Below are 15,476 nucleotides of genomic sequence, written 5' to 3' on the forward strand. Positions count from 1 at the left end.
TCAGCCGAGGGCTGCCTTGTTCTTTTCGAAGAAGTCGGCGACCGTTTGCGGCTTGCGGCCGGTAAGCTGTTCGAAATGATCCGTTACCAGATCAAAATTTCCGGCTCTGATGTTGGCTTCCGTCGATACCAGCATCTCGATCAGAAAGTCGGGCAGCCCTGCGCCACGCATGCCGCCAGACAGTTGCTCGTCGGTGAGTTGCACGACTGCCAGAGGCTTGCCGGTTGCCTTCGCAACGATGCCGGCGACGGCTTCGGCAGTCAGTGACTCCGGGCCGGTCAGCGTGAGGGTCACGTTTCCTTCAGGCGGTGAAGCCAAGGCTGCTGCCGCTGCTGCTGCGCAATCGCCACGCGTGATGTTGGCAAGTTTTCCGCCGCCCTGCGACGTATACCATGTTCCGGTCGCAAGGTTCTGCGGCAGGTTCATGAAATAATTCTCTGTGTACCAGGAATTGCGCAGGATCGTGTAGCTCAGGTCGCTGGCTTTGATTGCTTGCTCGGTGTTCAAATGGTCAGGGGCAAAGCTGATGAGCGAGTTGTCCGGATTTGGCATCGAGGTATAGATGACGTGGCCGACGCCTGCCTTGGCAGCCGCGGCGACAGCCGCCTTATGCTGCTGAACCCGCTTGCTGGGTACCGCCAGTTCACCGCTGGAGATGATGAGCAGACGATCAATACCGGCGAATGCTTCTTCCATGCCATTAGCGTCATCGAAGTCTACCCGGCGGGTCTCAATGCCCTTTGCTTGCGCGTCAGCAAGACTGGCGGGATCGCGACTGCCTGCGACAATCTGCGAAGGCTCAAGCTTCGCCTGCTTCAAGAGTTCAGCGATGACGCCTCGACCAAGTTGTCCTGAAGCGCCGGTTACGAGAACTTTCGTCATTGGAATTCCTACCGCTTGGGGCGTCTGTTGAGCCCTTTTGAAGCTCTCATTTTGAGAGTAGCTATAGAATAGGAATTGACGGAGCTGTGTAAAGAAGGCAGTTTTTCGGGAGAAGGTTACAGAAAGGGAACTATCTTGGATCAGCGTACCACCGGCTTTGGGATCAGTTTGCTTACAGGTGGGCAACTGGATTGGGATGCCACCAATTGTCCGATCCGCGATGTCATGAACCAAATCAGCGGCAAATGGTCGACGCTCATTCTTCACGCTCTGTCAGAGCGGCCATACCGGTTTGGAGCATTGCGACGCCTGGTGCCGGATATTTCCCAACGCATGCTCACCCAGACACTGCGTGAACTTCAGCGGGACGGCTATATCGACAGGACGGTGTTCCCAACCAAACCGCCAAGCGTGGAGTATAGCATGACTCCGCTTGGCTATTCTCTGTTCGGCGCACTTTCGCAGGTGTTGATGTGGGCAGAGCGCAACCACGGAGAAGTCCGGGAGGCGCGTGCCCGTTTCGATGCCACAGAAGGCGGTGTCTGATTAATCGACGTTCGGTTTTGGCAGAGACTTATCGCCCTTGCACTTGGCCAACGCCAATTGCTTGACCGAGTGGATCTGCGTAATGCGTTTTTCAGCCCGGTCAACATCGACAGACATGCAGGTGCAGGCGTAACCGTAATAGCCGTTGGTACGGACGAACTGGCCCGCCGAGAAATCGGGCATGTTTTCAGCGCCTTTTGCTTCGACATCCGAGCCCTGCGCCATGATCATCCAGGAGCCTTCCTTGTCGTCGAGCCAGTAATTGCCAGGCGTTGGATTGACGATCCAGCCGCAGCGGTTTTCTGCGGCGGTGGCTGCGGTGGCCATCAAAAATGTGATTGCGAGCGCAATTGAAGCGCGTTTTTTCATGACGATCTCCTTGTGGATTCGTCCTTCAGATTACAACAAGTCCGGTATCCGCAGCATATGTATTCGGCCACATGACTGCCGGTTGATATTGCCACGCAATGCCTCCGCCACTCTGATGAAACAAAAAACTCGGCCTCGACACGCAGCCCTCTTGACCGCGGACAGGAACCACATTAAACGACGGAACCGTACCGTACGGTACTACGAGGAGTGAGCAAACCGTGACCGCTGAACTGTCTGACATGCCGGAGTTTTCGCCGCGCCAGAACGCTGTTCTGGAACAGGCGCTCAAACTTTTGGTCGATGGCGGCGAGAAAGCGCTGACGACATCAGGTCTGGCCCGTGCCGCCAACTGCTCGAAGGAAAGCCTCTACAAATGGTTTGGTGATCGGGACGGTCTTCTGGCGGCGATGATCGCTTATCAGGCAAGCAAGGTTCGCACATTCGAACGCAGTGGTGGTCGCCTGACTGCCGACCTGCTCCGCGAACACCTGGAGACGTTTGGCCGGGACCTGCTGGAAGTTCTTTCCGGTGAGGTTTCGCTCGCGCTCAATCGACTTGCGATCGGACAGGCCAGCCGCGAGGGGTCGAAACTGGGTCGCCTCTTGATCGAGCATGGCCGTCGACAGATCGACCGCCGTGCCATCGGCCTCATGGAAGCAGGCCGTCGTGCCGGTCTCTTGCGCTTTCCAGATGCCGACAGCGCCTACCACACACTCTACGGCCTCATCGTTTCGGATCTGCATGTGCGCATGCTGCTGGGCGAAAATGGCCTGAAAGACAATGCGCGCCAGGCAGAGAAGGCTGTTCATGCCTTCTTGTCGTTACATGGCGCGTCACAGAATACCGAAGGCGCCGGTCGTGCGCATTCGGACGCTTGAACAATAGTCAGAACACAAACCGCATAGGGAAGGACCATAAGATGCGCGTTTATTACGATCGGGATGCTGATCTTAACCTCATCAAGTCGAAGAATGTTGTCATCGTCGGCTACGGTTCGCAGGGTCGCGCACACGCGCTGAACCTCAAGGATTCCGGCGCCAAGAACGTGGTCATCGCCCTGAAGGCCGGTTCGCCGACCATCAAGAAGGCAGAAGCCGATGGCTTCAAGGTCATGACCGTTGCAGAAGCTGCCGCCTGGGCCGACCTTCTGATGATGGCGACGCCGGACGAACTGCAGGCCGACATCTACAAGGCCGACATCGCTGGCAACATTCGCGACGGCGCTGCAATCGCTTTTGCGCACGGCCTGAACGTTCACTTTGGCCTCATCGAGCCGAAGAGCTCGGTTGACGTTGTCATGATCGCTCCGAAGGGCCCCGGCCATACGGTTCGCGGCGAATACCAGAAGGGCGGCGGCGTGCCGTGCCTGGTTGCCGTTCACCAGAACGCTTCCGGCAACGCGCTTGAACTCGCTCTCTCCTACGCCTGCGGCGTTGGCGGTGGCCGTTCGGGCATCATCGAGACCAACTTCAAGGAAGAGTGCGAAACCGACCTCTTCGGCGAACAGGTCGTTCTGTGCGGCGGTCTCGTCGAACTGATCCGCGCTGGTTTTGAAACCCTGGTTGAAGCCGGTTATGCCCCGGAAATGGCCTATTTCGAGTGCCTGCACGAAGTAAAGCTCATCGTAGACCTGATCTACGAAGGCGGTATTGCCAACATGAACTACTCCATCTCCAACACGGCAGAATGGGGCGAGTACGTGACCGGCCCGCGCATCATCACGGCTGAAACGAAGGCTGAAATGAAGCGCGTTCTGCACGACATCCAGACCGGCAAGTTCACCTCCGACTGGATGCAGGAATACCGTTCGGGTGCAGCGCGCTTCAAGGGCATCCGCCGCATGAACGACAGCCACCAGATCGAAGAAGTTGGCACAAAGCTGCGCGCCATGATGCCATGGATCGGCAAGAACAAGCTGGTCGACAAGGCCGTCAACTAAGAGAAAACTGCCGATCCCCGGCATCATTTGTTTGCGCGCCTAACGGCGTTGCGGGGATCGGCAGACACAAGCTGGTCGACGAGGCCGTCAACTAAACCTCCGTCATGCTCGGGCTTGTCCCGAGCGTCTACGACCGCCTGATGTTATTGGACGTCAGCAGATCCTCGGCACAAGGCCGAGGATGACGTTGCAGTTAAATGGCAGAGTTATCAGCAGTCTGAACCGGGCGATCCAATCGTCCGGTTTTTGCTTTTAGCGGATTTTCTAGCGGACGCAGGAATTCGGGGCAGGTCTCAGGTCGTTCTCAGATATCGCAATGCGTCATGTATTTCTGTTTCTGACGCGGTTTCGACTACTTCCACCCGGTTTCGCCCACGCTGCTTCGCGCGGTAGAGAGCGAGGTCCGCATGCGTGAGAAGGGCCGAAGGCGTCGCGGCGGTTAACTTGTCCGCGGTTGCGACGCCAAGGCTGATGGTGACGTGTGTTTCTTCTGCGCCGACCGGGATCGGTAGGTGTGAGACTTTCTCACGCAGTGCTTCGGCAATACGGCGTGCCTCGTCAGCGCCCGTCATCGGCAGGATCAATGCAAATTCTTCACCGCCATAGCGGGCCGCCATTTGCCAGGTGCTCGTTAGCACGGATCGTGCGCAGTGACCGATGAGTTCCAGGCAATGGTCGCCTGCCTGATGGCCGTGAGTATCGTTGAACGATTTGAAACGGTCGACATCGAAGAAAATCAGCGAGACAGGTTCTGACGTGCCAGCCTCGGGCGAGCAATGAAGTTCCAGATGCAGATCAAAGGCGCGACGGTTCGCCAAACCCGTCAACCCGTCTGTCAACGCTGCTTTCCGCAGTGCTTCATTCGCTTCGGACAAGTCGTCATTGGCCTTCGCCAGCCGCGCCACGAGATGATCCTTGTCCTTCTGTGCCTGCCATTCGCGGAACCGCATTGCAATCAGATGGCGCATGTGACCGGCCTGGAATGCAATGAAAAGAACGGCAGCCGGTGCAACGATCCAGTCCCCATTCCAGACGGACGTAGAGACCACCATTATCACCAGCAACAGCGTCTGAAGGATGAGTGGTAAAGGGGCCATGAATGCACGCGCGGTCGCCGACTGGATGATGACGCAGGCAACCGTCAACGTCAGATATTTGACCTCATTCGGTGCCGAGACGATGAGCAGCGAGAGCGAGGTGCCCCAGGCAAGGCCGGAGATCAAGGCGGATGCAAAGAAAAGCCGTGTCCAGTAACGCTCCCTGTCGGCATAGCCGTAACTGAGATAGTGCCTATGAATTGCGATCCGGTAGCTCATGTGCACGATCATGATCGCTATTGCTTCCGTCGCGAAACGGTCTCCGCCCAGCCACGCCGAATAGGCGGCACAAATGATGATCGCCAGTCCCGCAATGATATGGGGCCAAGGCAGGAACAAATCATCCAGCATACGCCGGATAAGCTGCTGGGCTCCCGGTCCGTTATAAAGTGTGATCTGGAAAAGGTTAGGCCAGATGGGTTTCATGAGCATCGCATATCATTGATTACTCATGATTCTTATGCGTTTTCTCTCAAGAAAGCATTAGCGCCTCTCGCCGACGAGGATCTTCACACGGCCCAAGATTTTCTGCTAGGGAACAGGGTGAATGCGGAGGTCAGGAGCTCGTCCAAGGAGGAGAAAAGGACGAGTAAACAATGCCTTATGCAGGATGTTCAAGGATCGACGAATATTCGATAGGTCAGTGTTGCTGACCTATCGAATATGTTGTACAAAATTCGACAACGAAACGAAATAAGAGGAAACATCGGTGCTCGATTGGGATCATATTTTTGCGACACGCTCCACGCGTATGCGCGCTTCTGAAATCCGTGAACTGCTCAAGCTTCTCGAGCGACCGGACATCATCTCGTTCGCCGGGGGCATTCCCGATCCGGCGTTATTCCCCGATGCAGCCTTCAAGGATGCTTATGCCGAAATCTTCTCCAGCGCGCAGGTGAATGCAGCGCTTCAGTACTCGGTCAGTGAAGGCTATAAGCCGCTGCGGGAATGGCTTGTCGGCCAGATGAAGAAGATCGGCATCGAATGCACGGTCGACAACGTTTTCATCACCTCCGGTTCGCAGCAGGCGCTCGATTATCTTGGCAAGCTCTTTCTGTCACCGAAGGATACAGCTCTCGTCACCTGGCCGACCTATCTGGGTGCCTTGCAGGCGTTCAACGCCTATGAGCCGCATTACGATCAGTTGAACCCGAATGGCAACCGCACGCCCGATACCTATCGCGAACAGGCTGCCAAGAACGGGGGCGCGGTCAAGTTTGCCTACCTCTCGGCGGATTTTGCAAATCCCACCGGCGAAACTGTCGACCGCCAGGGACGTGAGAAGGTTCTGGATCTGGCGGACGAACTGGATATTGCCGTGATTGAGGACGGTGCCTACCAGTCGCTGCGTTACAATGGTGAGCCGGTTTCTCCGCTGCTGGCCATCGAGATCGCGCGCAAGGGAAGTATTGAAAACACACGGACAATCTATTCCGGCAGCTTTTCCAAGACCTTGGCTCCAGGCCTTCGCGTCGGTTTCGTTGTGGCGAACATGAGCGTTATCCGCAAGCTCGTCCTGATGAAGCAGGCTGCCGATCTCCATTCGTCGACGATCAATCAGATTGCGATTGCGACTGTTGCGGAACGCATCTTCGACGATCAGGTCGCGAAGATCGGCGCGGCTTACAGTGCGCGCCGCGATGCCATGCTGGCCGCGCTGGAGAAGTATATGCCTGCGGGCACAAGCTGGACCAAACCCGAGGGCGGAATGTTCATCTGGGTAACCCTTCCCAAGGGCCTCGATGGTGCTCAGCTGCTGGCGCGGTCGATCGAAACCGAAAAGGTGGCCTTCGTTCCGGGACAGGCGTTCTTTGCGGATCGTTCTGGCGAAAACACGCTGCGCCTGTCCTTCTCATGCGCCAATGAGCAGATGATCGAGGAAGGTATCCAGCGTTTGGGTCGCCTGATCCGGAGTGCGGAAGTCAAGGCGGCTTGACCGTTACCGGATGATTGCTTTTAACGGCCTCGCGAGTGATTGCGGGGCCGCTTTTTATGCTGCTATCTCTTGCGGATGACTGATTCAAATCCGAGCTCGATCGATTTCCCTTCGCCGCCTCTCCAGGCTTTCCCGATTTCAGCGGTCGATGTAATCGTGGAAGAGGGGCCGCATTCTCTTTGGGAGGCACACCGCGCCGATATAGAGGCGCAGTGGGCGTTGGAGAAGCAAGCCAATCACCACTTGTTCGACGGTCCCATCCTGCTGCAGGAGACCATCACCCAGCGGGATGACCGGCTTCTGACGACAGCCAGGATGACGCGCTTCTCGACGCTGCTCTGGTGGCGTCGCCAGCAAGACCGCGCAAAGATCCGGTTGCTGTTCGGCGCGGCAATTCCTGTATCCACAGATGGCTCCGCGATCCTCATCCGCATGGCGGCGCACACGGCGAATGCCGGGCGCATCTGTTTCGCTGCCGGATCGCTTGATCCCTCGGATGTTGTTGATGGGTATTGCGACGTCATGGGCAGCATGAACCGCGAGCTTAGGGAAGAAACGGGCCTTGATGTATCGAAGGCGAGGGGTCTAGGTCAATTGTCTGCAGCCTATTCGAACGGGCGTTGCATCGTCTTCAGGGCGGTTTACTTGCCCTGGAGCGATGCAGAGATCCTGGATCGTGTGACTGTTCATATGAATAACGAAACCTTGTCCGAGATTGATGCGGTCTATGCCGTCAAATCGGACTCCTGGTCTTCGCTTGCCAATTCCATGGACGATCTCACGCGTGTCGCGGTTCAATCTGTTTTCTCTGGAAGATAACGTTCACGGGTTGAACACAGCGGAGGTTTCGGACAGTTTGTCGACCAACTTGCAGCGAGCAGCCCGTTGGGTTTGCGGATGTCAGGAGGCTTCATCTTGGTTTTGCGTTACGTAGTGTACGATGTCTTCACCGACCAGCGTCTTGCTGGAAATCCTCTGGCGGTCGTTTTCGGGGGCGATGATTGGTCGACCGAAAAGATGCAGGCGGTTGCGGGTGAAATGAACCTGTCGGAGACGGTATTCGTTCACAAGGCAGACAATCCCGCCCATGCTGCAAAGCTGAGAATCTTCACTCCAGGGCGTGAGTTGCCTTTCGCTGGACATCCGACAGTGGGTACTGCCATTGCGCTGACTGAGATGAACCGCTCTGATTCTGCACCCACGCTCGATACGGTGTTCATGCTGGAAGAGGCGGTCGGACCGGTTCGTTGCGCCGTCAGCCTTTCCGAAGGCCAGGCAGGATTTGCTGAGTTCGACCTTCCGAGAAAGCCCGCGCCGATCGACCTCAATCTTGATCGCCAGGGATTGGCGGACGCGCTTGGCCTGAAGCTATCCGATCTGGGTTTCGAGAATCATGTTCCGTCGGTCTGGAGTGCAGGCGTTCCCTTCCTCATGATGCCCGTCCATAATCTCGCTGCGGTTCAGTCGCTGGAATTCGATGCGGGTCTTTGGGAGCGCGCGGCCCCCTTTGTGGAAGGGCGCTTGACCTCTGCCTACGTCTATTGCCGGGCTGGCGTACACCATGCTGCCAAATTCCACGCACGTATGTTTTCCCCAGACATGGGAATTCCCGAAGATCCTGCGACAGGCGGTGCTGTCGCTGCCATGGCCGGCGCGATCCACCATTTCGATGCATTGCCCGATGGGAACCATCCGATCCTGATCGAGCAGGGCGTCGAGATGGGCCGACCTTCCTATATTCACCTGCACATTGACATCAAGGATGCCGAGATATTCCGGGCCAGGATCGGCGGACAAGCGGTCAGGATCGCTTCGGGTGAACTGTTCCTGTAGCGCGGTTTCAACGGCGCGTTGCCAAAATCGGATAAGGCCTAAGTTTTTTCGGAACCTAATCTAGCGAAGACCGTTGTGGCGGACCGAGCGGGAGAAGGTTAATGAAAAGTACAGCCACAGGTCCAATGCGCAGCGCGTCCGCCCGCTCTCGTGCTGTTTTCAGCCACGCATACCTGTCGGAGTACGTGCAAGGGCGATCTCGTCGATGATTTCGATCATTTAGCCAGTTTTGCGTCACGAGTCGTCGTGCCCGCATTTCGCTGCGGGTTTGTTCGCCAAAGGCGATCCATATCAAAGATCACTGAACAGGAATGTTGTAGGCGAGCCCGTGCGTGCCGCCACAGTGGTCTTATCACATGCAGTGCAGGAGAAGTTAATGATCAGGAGTGAAACGAGGCGGAATCAGGAGCCTTTGAACTCGGAGGATCTGGCGAAGTGCCAGCAGGTTTTCGAGCGTTTGAAAGCCGAGATTTGCCCGCTCGATGATCAGGAGGAGACCAATCGTCTCGCAGCAATCACCATCGAGCTTTATCGGCAGGGTGTTCGCAGTGAAGACCAGCTTCGTGAAATGGTGGCCGCAGCGCGCGGCCACTGAGGCGCCGGTGTCAAATGTTGGCTCGCTGTACCAGCAGCGGGCTATTTTTTTGTCTTGAAAATTTTGCCGATACGACCACGCGGAGGTGACTCTGCATCGTGACAGAGTAGACCCTGCCACCATCCCAGACTATTCCTGACCTTTAAAACTGGAAACGAAGATGACTCTTCGTTTCAGAAGATTGAGGAGCAGGCATGCCATCTATTCCGGGTGCAGAAGAGGTTATTTCGTCGCAACTCAATGCCTATAACCGCAAAGATATCGATGAGTTCATGCGCTGGTGGTCAGATGACTGCCACTATCTTGCGTTTCCGAATGACACTTTGTGCGTGGGGCAAGCAGACATCCGCAAGCGGCACATCGAGCGCTTCCTGGAGCCGGACCTGCACGGTGAACTCCTGTCGCGCATGGTGATGGGGAATACTGTCGTCGACCATGAATTGGTGACCCGCAATTTCCCCGAGGGCAAGGGTCAGGTCGAGGTCATCTGCATCTACGAAGTTCAGGACGGCAAGATTGCCAAAGCCTGGTTCAAGATGGGTGAGCGTAGACTGGTCTGATCAGCCTTTGCAGTTCGCAATGTGCCCGCGAAGACAGGCAGCGTCGCCTCCCTATTGCCGTTTACGTAAACTGCGGTTTATAACATGCGCATCGAAAAAATCGATCTTGGGAGGACCGATGCCAATTCCTGCGCAACTTCGCGACCTACGTTTGCCCGCCGTCGCCGCACCCATGTTTCTGGCTTCGGGTCCCGATCTTGTTGTTGAAACCTGCAAGGCCGGACTGCTGGGAACGTTTCCCGCGCTGAACCAGCGCACGACCGAAGGGTTCGTCGCCTGGCTTGACGAGATCCGGACCAGACTTGCTGATGCGCCGCATGCGGCTCCGTTTGGTGTCAACCTCATTGTCCATCGCTCAAATCCGCGGATCGAAGCCGATCTGCGCGCTGTGGTGGAGCACAAAGTTCCCGTGGTCATCACATCGCTCGGCGCGGTGCCGGATGTCGTCAATGCCGTCCACTCCTATGGCGGGCTTGTGTTTCATGACGTGATCAATCGCAGGCATGCGGAAAAAGCTGCGGAAGCCGGTGTCGATGGCATTATCGCTGTCTGTGCAGGGGCGGGCGGGCACGCGGGCACGATGAGCCCATTCGCATTGATCCCCGAGATCCGCTCGTTCTTTTCCGGCACCATCCTGCTTTCTGGCGCCATGAGCACCGGTGCGCAGATTGCTGCTGCTCGCCTGATGGGTGCAGATCTCGCTTACCTCGGGACGCGCTTCCTGGTGACCAAAGAATCGATGGTCAGCGACGACCAGAAGGTCATGACCCGGAATGCCGCAGCTGGCGATATCATCTACACGGATGCAATTTCCGGCGTGAACGCCAATTTCCTGCGCCAGAGCATAGTTGCAGCTGGTCTCGATCCAAGCAATCTCGTGTCGCATGGCCCCATGGACATGGCAAACGAAGCCAAGGCCTGGAAAAATGTCTGGTCTGCGGGGCAGGGTGTTGCCTCAATCGATGATATTCCATCCGTGTCCGAACTGTGCAGCCGTCTGATTTCCGAATACGAGGCATCAATGGCCAGCGCTTGTGAGGATCCGTTTTTGCGGCGGAGATAGACTTTTTAAACAAAAGGCCATCGCCACGCGCTCACTGAAGCGCAACCTGGCAAAGCACGCAAAGGTGAACGTGTCTGCCGTTGTTTTGCCGTCGTGATCGAACCAGATCAGTAGCAGGCAAACGCATTTGCGCTGCCTGCCGGGGGCCGTTCAGGGTGCCCCGACTTCGAAAGGAGTAACGGATCATGAAGAAGATTATCGCTGCCGGTTTCGCGTTCGTCATCGGTGTCAGCACGCTGGCCTTTGCCGCCGATCTCAGCCATGCGAGCGAAGGTCGCCTCAGCATCAATATGGTTGGTACAACGGTTGCGCAAACGGTCCGCGAAGGCGGGGAGAAATATGCCGAGACTTTTGTCGTTCAGCCGGACCACACGCTGAAGCTGGTCGATCGAACGGAAATTGCCGGTCAATAATGTCCGAAGGCGGTGAGGGTCCCTCATCGCCTCTCAAGCCCATCAACCGGGCAGCAAAAAGCCCCCAGAGCGTGTGCCAGGGGGCCATGCATCATCAGCAATATCAAGCTCCAACGGCATCATGCCGAAGGGCGTATTCCAATTAACGGAACGAGCGCGAAGCGACGTTGCGGATATCGTACCGTGTCAGACCGATGTCAGAGAGAGCCTGAGAAGAAAGGCCGCTCAGTTCGTTCATTGTGCGGCGGTAGCTGATCCAGCTCTTTGCGAGGCGAATCGGGTTCATTGTCGTGATCCTTAGCTTTGGTTTGGCCTGGCGCTGTTCGCCTTGGCTATGGATCTCTTATACATTCTCTCATTCGTACATTGCAGTGCAAAAAGCAGGCGACTGCTATGCGTTTGTGCACTGCAATGCTGAATTTTGCATCTACGCTGTTTTAATGAGCAGTGAAATGACGGACGGCGCTGCGCTCTGCCCATAAAAAAAGCCCCCCTTCCGGGAGGCTATTTGTAGCGTGGCTAATGCCAGAACGCTGTGGCCGGATCGGCCGGAAATCTTAGATACCAACAGCGTTGCGGGCAACGCGACGGATGTCCGAGCGGCCAATGCCGAGGTCAGTCAGTTCGCGGTCCGACATGCGGCCGAGTTCGGTTACGGTCTGACGATACTTGCGCCAGTTGTTCAGCGAGCGTGCGATGTTCATGGTCTTATCCTTCGTGCTTGGGTGAGGCGGTTGATCGCCTCTCAATCGATTAAGTGCAGTATATGCTGCAGTGCGAATAAGAACAGCGCTCGCTCAGTATGTCACCTATGCGCAAAACGCATGTCTCCGACAAATTTGTTAGGATTTATGGCGAAAAGGTGGGCAAATTGCCTGAGCGGGTGCAGTTTGGATGCTCTGAAACGCATAACGCCCGCCGGGGGAGGAGGACCGGCGGGCGTCATTGGGGTTGGCCGGCGAATGGGAGGAGGAGGTCGCCAGGCCATTTCGACGATCGCATGGGAGGAGGAGAAGCGATCAGTCGAAGCACTTGGGCTCAAGGCCCGTTGTTGAACAATCTTATACGCGGAGGCTGATGGATTGTGCAGTGCGATATGCGTATAGAAGGCATGCCTCAGATGCATGGCAGAGTGAATTCCCGGGAATGCGGGCTTCCTGATACTCGAGGAGATGGAAACCGTCGAAATCTGGGGGTTTGGCGCGATCACCACGATCTCTGTCATTTTTCCTTTGCGTGGCAGAAAAACGGTTGTTATAGAGACGCGCGCTCCGGAAGGCCTCTGCGAGGATTTTCGACGCGGTTTTGGGGCGCGGGTATGGTGAAATTGGTAGACACGCCAGATTTAGGTTCTGGTGCCGCAAGGCGTGGGAGTTCAAGTCTCTCTACCCGCACCAAAAAGATCGCGCAGTCTGTCGCCGGAAGCTCGTTGGCTTGCCGGCGCATGAGACCCCAGCGCAACGAGATTGCATAAAAGCCACGACCGGCGAGACCGGCGTCGTGCTCATGAAACCACGGCAGTGTGAGCACCGCCGCATGAATATGAAGGTATGACAATGCAGGTTATCGAAACGCTCGCTGAAGGGCTGAAGCGCGAAATCAAGGTCGTGATCCCGGCCAAGGACATGGAACAGCAGATGAACGAGCGCCTGGCTGATGCCAAGGACAAGGTTCGTATCAACGGCTTCCGTCCGGGCAAGGTGCCGGTTGCTCACCTGAAGAAGATGTACGGCAAGTCGATCATGGCCGAGCTGGTCAACGAGATCGTTCGCGACCGTCCCAGCGCGATTCTTTCTGAGCGCGGCGAAAAGTCTGCGACCCAGCCAAGCATCAAGATGACTGAGGACGAGGCAGAAGCCGAGAAGATCCTCTCCGCTCAGGCCGACCTGGAATTCACGCTTTCCTACGAAGTCATTCCGCCGATCGAACTTCAGCCGACCAAGGGTATCAAGGTCACGCGCGAAGTGGTCGAAGTTTCGGAAGACGAAGTCAACGAACAGATCGAGAAGATTGCCGAAAGCGCTCGCTCCTTTGAAAAGAAGGACGGTGCTGCTGAGAACGGCGATCGCGTAACCATGAACTACCTCGGCAAGGTCGACGGCGTCGCATTCGACGGTGGCGCTGCCGAAGATGCCGATCTGGTTCTCGGTTCCAACCGGTTCATCCCGGGCTTCGAAGACCAGCTCGTAGGCGTCAAGGCCGGCGATGAAAAGACAATTTCGGTTACCTTCCCGTCGGAATACCCGGCTGCCAACCTTGCTGGCAAGGAAGCAACCTTCGACATCACCGTGAAGGAAGTTGCTGCTCCGTCCGCCATCGAACTTAACGATGAACTGGCTTCCAAGCTGGGTGTCGAATCCCTCGAAAAGCTCAAGGAAATCGTTCGGGGCCAGATCGAAGGCCAGTACGGCAACGTAACGCGCCAGAAGGTCAAGCGTCAGATCCTCGACCAGCTGGACGAGCAGTACAAGTTCGAAACACCTGCTTCGCTGGTTGATGCCGAGTTCGAAAACATCTGGCGTCAGATCAACACCGATCTGGCTCAGTCGGGCAAGACCTTCGCCGACGAAGACACGACGGAAGAGGAAGCTCGTGAAGAATATCGCAAGCTTGCCGAGCGCCGCGTCCGTCTGGGTCTGGTTCTCTCCGAACTGGGCGAAAAGGCTGGCGTTGAAGTGACCGAAGAGGAAATGCAGCGCGCGCTTTACGCACAGCTTCAGCAGTTCCCTGGCCAGCAGCGCGAAATCCTCGATTACTTCCGCAACACGCCGGGTGCAGCTGCTTCGCTCCGCGCTCCGATCTTCGAAGAAAAGGTGATCGACCAGCTCTTGAGCGAGATCGACGTAACGGACAAGACCGTTTCCAAGGAAGAGCTTCTGGCTGACGACGAAGAAGACGCTGAAGGCGCTTCCAAGGCCGACAAGAAGAAGGCTGCTCCGAAGAAGAAGGCTGCCAAGGCTGAAGCTTCTGAAGGCGCTGAGGGCGAAGAAGCTCCGGCTCCGAAGAAGAAGGCCGCGGCCAAGAAGAAGGCTGCCGAAGGCGACGCAGAGTAATCCGCGCCTCGCAGGTTTAGAATTTGAACAGTCCCCGGTGGCAACGCCGGGGATTTTTCGTTTTGGGTTCTCGCTCACGATCAATGTGGCAGTACTTGTCGCAGAAGCCTGCAGTTGGTTCTGCCAGCAACCGCGCATGCAGCCACCGGTGAGGTCAATGTCGGCACATTCGCGCCTATGCGAGCTGATCTTATTCGAATAAATTGGAAGAAAGTGCGGACCGAAGAACGGGGCTCACCAACTCATGATGAGTAGGGGGTCCGCGAGCCCCTGACCGACGTCATGTCGGCTTCGCCTTGATAGCGTCTCGGTTTGACGCTTCTCAAGTATCGATTAACTTTCCCGCAGCCAAAGCTGACTGGTTTCTTAAGGAAAGGTAAAAGCCTGTCCCAATCCGGCGCATACAGTCTTCGATCAACCAACCGAACTCCCAGGCTTCTTGAAGAAGAGTAGTCTCTTCGCCCTGTTCACCGGGATTTCGATTGGATTTGTAGGGGTTTTCTGACTGGTGAGACCCGAGGATGCGAGCCCGTGAGCCGCGTTCCTGACAGTCGAGGATTGATTCGAGATTCATTCGCGTATCCTACAGAGCGCCGAGCATCCGTATGGATGCTCACTGGCTCTCCCATTCCTTCCAGACGCCTGCTGCCCAGTCCGAGACCGAATCGGGCAGACACATCGGCGTCGCAGTGCGTGCTTCTATGGAACCTGTTAACCAATCACAAGTGTGATTTATCAAGATCAAGCTTTGTCATTCGTTAGACAAAGCCTAGACGAATCAATGAGTTCATGTTCCCGCGCCATTTGCTGAAATGCGGAACAATCGAGCGGTCTGGTGATTTGGTCTTATGGAGATAAAGGCACGAACATGACTCGATTTTGCTTCAGATTTCGCGATGAGGCGGGCCAGGAGACGGAAGACGTTGAACTGGAGCTTCCGTCCTGCCGCGCGGCGGTCAGAGAGGCGTCGCGCATCCTCGTCGATGTTGCGCGTGACGAAATTCGCGACAGAAGTCATTTCCATCTGTCGCTCGTCGTGCGTGAGGAAAGTGGTTCGTCCGTCCTCGAAAGCAGTTTGCGCTTTAACGCCGAATGGCTGTGCGAAGACGTGTCTGCGCCGTCATTTGCCGAAGCGGATAACAAAAAAAGCGACGACAGCAAGTAACTTTGCTGCCGTCGTTGTCGTG

18 protein-coding genes and 1 tRNA gene are annotated in these 15,476 nt (G+C 56.3%); 13 read left to right on the forward strand and 6 right to left on the reverse strand.

Annotated features, from left to right (window positions below; genetic code table 11):
* Complete coding sequence (locus G6N80_RS16940; RefSeq protein WP_165135498.1) at positions 1-882, reverse strand: SDR family oxidoreductase; 882 nt, start codon at positions 880-882, stop codon at positions 1-3.
* Between the two features lie 135 nt (positions 883-1,017).
* On the opposite strand from G6N80_RS16940, the gene G6N80_RS16945 reads away from it, so the two are divergent.
* A complete protein-coding gene (locus G6N80_RS16945) occupies positions 1,018-1,428 on the forward strand; it encodes a winged helix-turn-helix transcriptional regulator (protein ID WP_376748621.1) in 411 nt (136 codons plus the stop codon).
* Here G6N80_RS16945 and G6N80_RS16950 read toward each other — a convergent pair whose 3' ends face one another.
* A complete protein-coding gene (locus tag G6N80_RS16950) occupies positions 1,429-1,797 on the reverse strand; it encodes a DUF4087 domain-containing protein (RefSeq protein ID WP_165135501.1) in 369 nt (122 codons plus the stop codon).
* A gap of 242 nt (positions 1,798-2,039) precedes the next feature.
* Here G6N80_RS16950 and G6N80_RS16955 point away from each other — a divergent pair, with 242 nt between their 5' ends.
* Positions 2,040-2,678 (forward strand): TetR/AcrR family transcriptional regulator C-terminal domain-containing protein, encoded by a 639-nt coding sequence (locus tag G6N80_RS16955; protein WP_156379177.1) that lies wholly within the window; start codon positions 2,040-2,042, stop codon positions 2,676-2,678.
* A 41-nt stretch (positions 2,679-2,719) separates the two neighbouring features.
* Positions 2,720-3,739: a ketol-acid reductoisomerase gene (ilvC, locus tag G6N80_RS16960; RefSeq protein WP_062554192.1), complete on the forward strand. Its 1,020-nt coding sequence runs from the start codon at positions 2,720-2,722 to the stop codon at positions 3,737-3,739.
* 293 nt (positions 3,740-4,032) lie between these two features.
* Here ilvC and G6N80_RS16965 read toward each other — a convergent pair whose 3' ends face one another.
* Positions 4,033-5,262, reverse strand: coding sequence for a GGDEF domain-containing protein (locus tag G6N80_RS16965; protein WP_165135504.1), 1,230 nt, complete (start codon positions 5,260-5,262; stop codon positions 4,033-4,035).
* A gap of 283 nt (positions 5,263-5,545) precedes the next feature.
* Here G6N80_RS16965 and G6N80_RS16970 point away from each other — a divergent pair, with 283 nt between their 5' ends.
* From G6N80_RS16970 to G6N80_RS17000, 7 genes are all read left to right on the forward strand, one after another.
* On the forward strand, positions 5,546-6,772 hold the full coding sequence (locus G6N80_RS16970; RefSeq protein ID WP_062554194.1) for an aminotransferase-like domain-containing protein: 1,227 nt from the start codon (positions 5,546-5,548) through the stop codon (positions 6,770-6,772).
* Positions 6,773-6,847: 75 nt separating this feature from the next.
* Positions 6,848-7,591, forward strand: coding sequence for an NUDIX hydrolase (locus G6N80_RS16975; RefSeq protein ID WP_165135507.1), 744 nt, complete (start codon positions 6,848-6,850; stop codon positions 7,589-7,591).
* Positions 7,592-7,669: 78 nt separating this feature from the next.
* Positions 7,670-8,605, forward strand: a complete 936-nt coding sequence (locus G6N80_RS16980) for a PhzF family phenazine biosynthesis protein (RefSeq protein WP_062554196.1) — start codon at positions 7,670-7,672, stop codon at positions 8,603-8,605.
* A gap of 376 nt (positions 8,606-8,981) precedes the next feature.
* Positions 8,982-9,200 carry a hypothetical protein gene (locus tag G6N80_RS16985; RefSeq protein WP_062554197.1) on the forward strand — a complete coding sequence of 73 codons (219 nt, stop codon included), beginning with the start codon at positions 8,982-8,984 and terminating at the stop codon, positions 9,198-9,200.
* 194 nt (positions 9,201-9,394) lie between these two features.
* On the forward strand, positions 9,395-9,760 hold the full coding sequence (locus G6N80_RS16990) for a nuclear transport factor 2 family protein (protein ID WP_062554198.1): 366 nt from the start codon (positions 9,395-9,397) through the stop codon (positions 9,758-9,760).
* Positions 9,761-9,878: 118 nt separating this feature from the next.
* Complete coding sequence (locus tag G6N80_RS16995) at positions 9,879-10,823, forward strand: NAD(P)H-dependent flavin oxidoreductase (protein ID WP_062554199.1); 945 nt, start codon at positions 9,879-9,881, stop codon at positions 10,821-10,823.
* Positions 10,824-11,008: 185 nt separating this feature from the next.
* A complete protein-coding gene (locus G6N80_RS17000) occupies positions 11,009-11,236 on the forward strand; it encodes a hypothetical protein (protein WP_165135510.1) in 228 nt (75 codons plus the stop codon).
* Positions 11,237-11,378: 142 nt separating this feature from the next.
* On the opposite strand, the gene G6N80_RS17005 is transcribed toward G6N80_RS17000, so the two are convergent.
* Positions 11,379-11,522, reverse strand: a complete 144-nt coding sequence (locus tag G6N80_RS17005) for a DUF1127 domain-containing protein (RefSeq protein ID WP_082547149.1) — start codon at positions 11,520-11,522, stop codon at positions 11,379-11,381.
* 271 nt (positions 11,523-11,793) lie between these two features.
* Positions 11,794-11,940 carry a DUF1127 domain-containing protein gene (locus G6N80_RS17010; protein WP_082547150.1) on the reverse strand — a complete coding sequence of 49 codons (147 nt, stop codon included), beginning with the start codon at positions 11,938-11,940 and terminating at the stop codon, positions 11,794-11,796.
* A gap of 608 nt (positions 11,941-12,548) precedes the next feature.
* Here G6N80_RS17010 and G6N80_RS17015 point away from each other — a divergent pair.
* Positions 12,549-12,633: transfer RNA gene (locus G6N80_RS17015), tRNA-Leu, on the forward strand.
* A 159-nt stretch (positions 12,634-12,792) separates the two neighbouring features.
* Positions 12,793-14,289 (forward strand): trigger factor, encoded by a 1,497-nt coding sequence (gene tig / locus G6N80_RS17020; RefSeq protein ID WP_165135513.1) that lies wholly within the window; start codon positions 12,793-12,795, stop codon positions 14,287-14,289.
* Positions 14,290-14,611: 322 nt separating this feature from the next.
* Here tig and G6N80_RS17025 read toward each other — a convergent pair whose 3' ends face one another.
* The gene (locus G6N80_RS17025; RefSeq protein ID WP_156379136.1) at positions 14,612-14,863 is read right to left on the reverse strand and encodes a CrpP-related protein; all 252 of its coding nucleotides are present in this window, start codon (positions 14,861-14,863) and stop codon (positions 14,612-14,614) included.
* A 294-nt stretch (positions 14,864-15,157) separates the two neighbouring features.
* Here G6N80_RS17025 and G6N80_RS17030 point away from each other — a divergent pair, with 294 nt between their 5' ends.
* Entirely contained in the window at positions 15,158-15,454 is a 297-nt protein-coding gene (locus G6N80_RS17030) for a DUF6894 family protein (RefSeq protein WP_165135516.1), read from the forward strand.
* Positions 15,455-15,476 lie beyond the last annotated feature (22 nt).

It is taken from the genome of Rhizobium rhizoryzae (assembly GCF_011046895.1).
GTDB lineage: Bacteria > Pseudomonadota > Alphaproteobacteria > Rhizobiales > Rhizobiaceae > Neorhizobium > Neorhizobium rhizoryzae.

Coding starts and splice junctions, on each gene's coding strand:
- G6N80_RS17005 (WP_082547149.1), bottom strand. CDS start 11,522: ATGAACCCGATTCGCCTCGCAAAGAGCTGGATCAGCTACCGCCGCACA.
- G6N80_RS17010 (WP_082547150.1), bottom strand. CDS start 11,940: ATGAACATCGCACGCTCGCTGAACAACTGGCGCAAGTATCGTCAGACC.
- tig (WP_165135513.1), top strand. CDS start 12,793: ATGCAGGTTATCGAAACGCTCGCTGAAGGGCTGAAGCGCGAAATCAAG.
- G6N80_RS16965 (WP_165135504.1), bottom strand. CDS start 5,262: ATGAAACCCATCTGGCCTAACCTTTTCCAGATCACACTTTATAACGGA.
- G6N80_RS16950 (WP_165135501.1), bottom strand. CDS start 1,797: ATGAAAAAACGCGCTTCAATTGCGCTCGCAATCACATTTTTGATGGCC.
- G6N80_RS17030 (WP_165135516.1), top strand. CDS start 15,158: ATGACTCGATTTTGCTTCAGATTTCGCGATGAGGCGGGCCAGGAGACG.
- G6N80_RS16980 (WP_062554196.1), top strand. CDS start 7,670: ATGTCAGGAGGCTTCATCTTGGTTTTGCGTTACGTAGTGTACGATGTC.
- ilvC (WP_062554192.1), top strand. CDS start 2,720: ATGCGCGTTTATTACGATCGGGATGCTGATCTTAACCTCATCAAGTCG.
- G6N80_RS16995 (WP_062554199.1), top strand. CDS start 9,879: ATGCCAATTCCTGCGCAACTTCGCGACCTACGTTTGCCCGCCGTCGCC.
- G6N80_RS16985 (WP_062554197.1), top strand. CDS start 8,982: ATGATCAGGAGTGAAACGAGGCGGAATCAGGAGCCTTTGAACTCGGAG.
- G6N80_RS16990 (WP_062554198.1), top strand. CDS start 9,395: ATGCCATCTATTCCGGGTGCAGAAGAGGTTATTTCGTCGCAACTCAAT.
- G6N80_RS17025 (WP_156379136.1), bottom strand. CDS start 14,863: ATGAATCTCGAATCAATCCTCGACTGTCAGGAACGCGGCTCACGGGCT.
- G6N80_RS16975 (WP_165135507.1), top strand. CDS start 6,848: ATGACTGATTCAAATCCGAGCTCGATCGATTTCCCTTCGCCGCCTCTC.
- G6N80_RS17000 (WP_165135510.1), top strand. CDS start 11,009: ATGAAGAAGATTATCGCTGCCGGTTTCGCGTTCGTCATCGGTGTCAGC.
- G6N80_RS16955 (WP_156379177.1), top strand. CDS start 2,040: ATGCCGGAGTTTTCGCCGCGCCAGAACGCTGTTCTGGAACAGGCGCTC.
- G6N80_RS16940 (WP_165135498.1), bottom strand. CDS start 882: ATGACGAAAGTTCTCGTAACCGGCGCTTCAGGACAACTTGGTCGAGGC.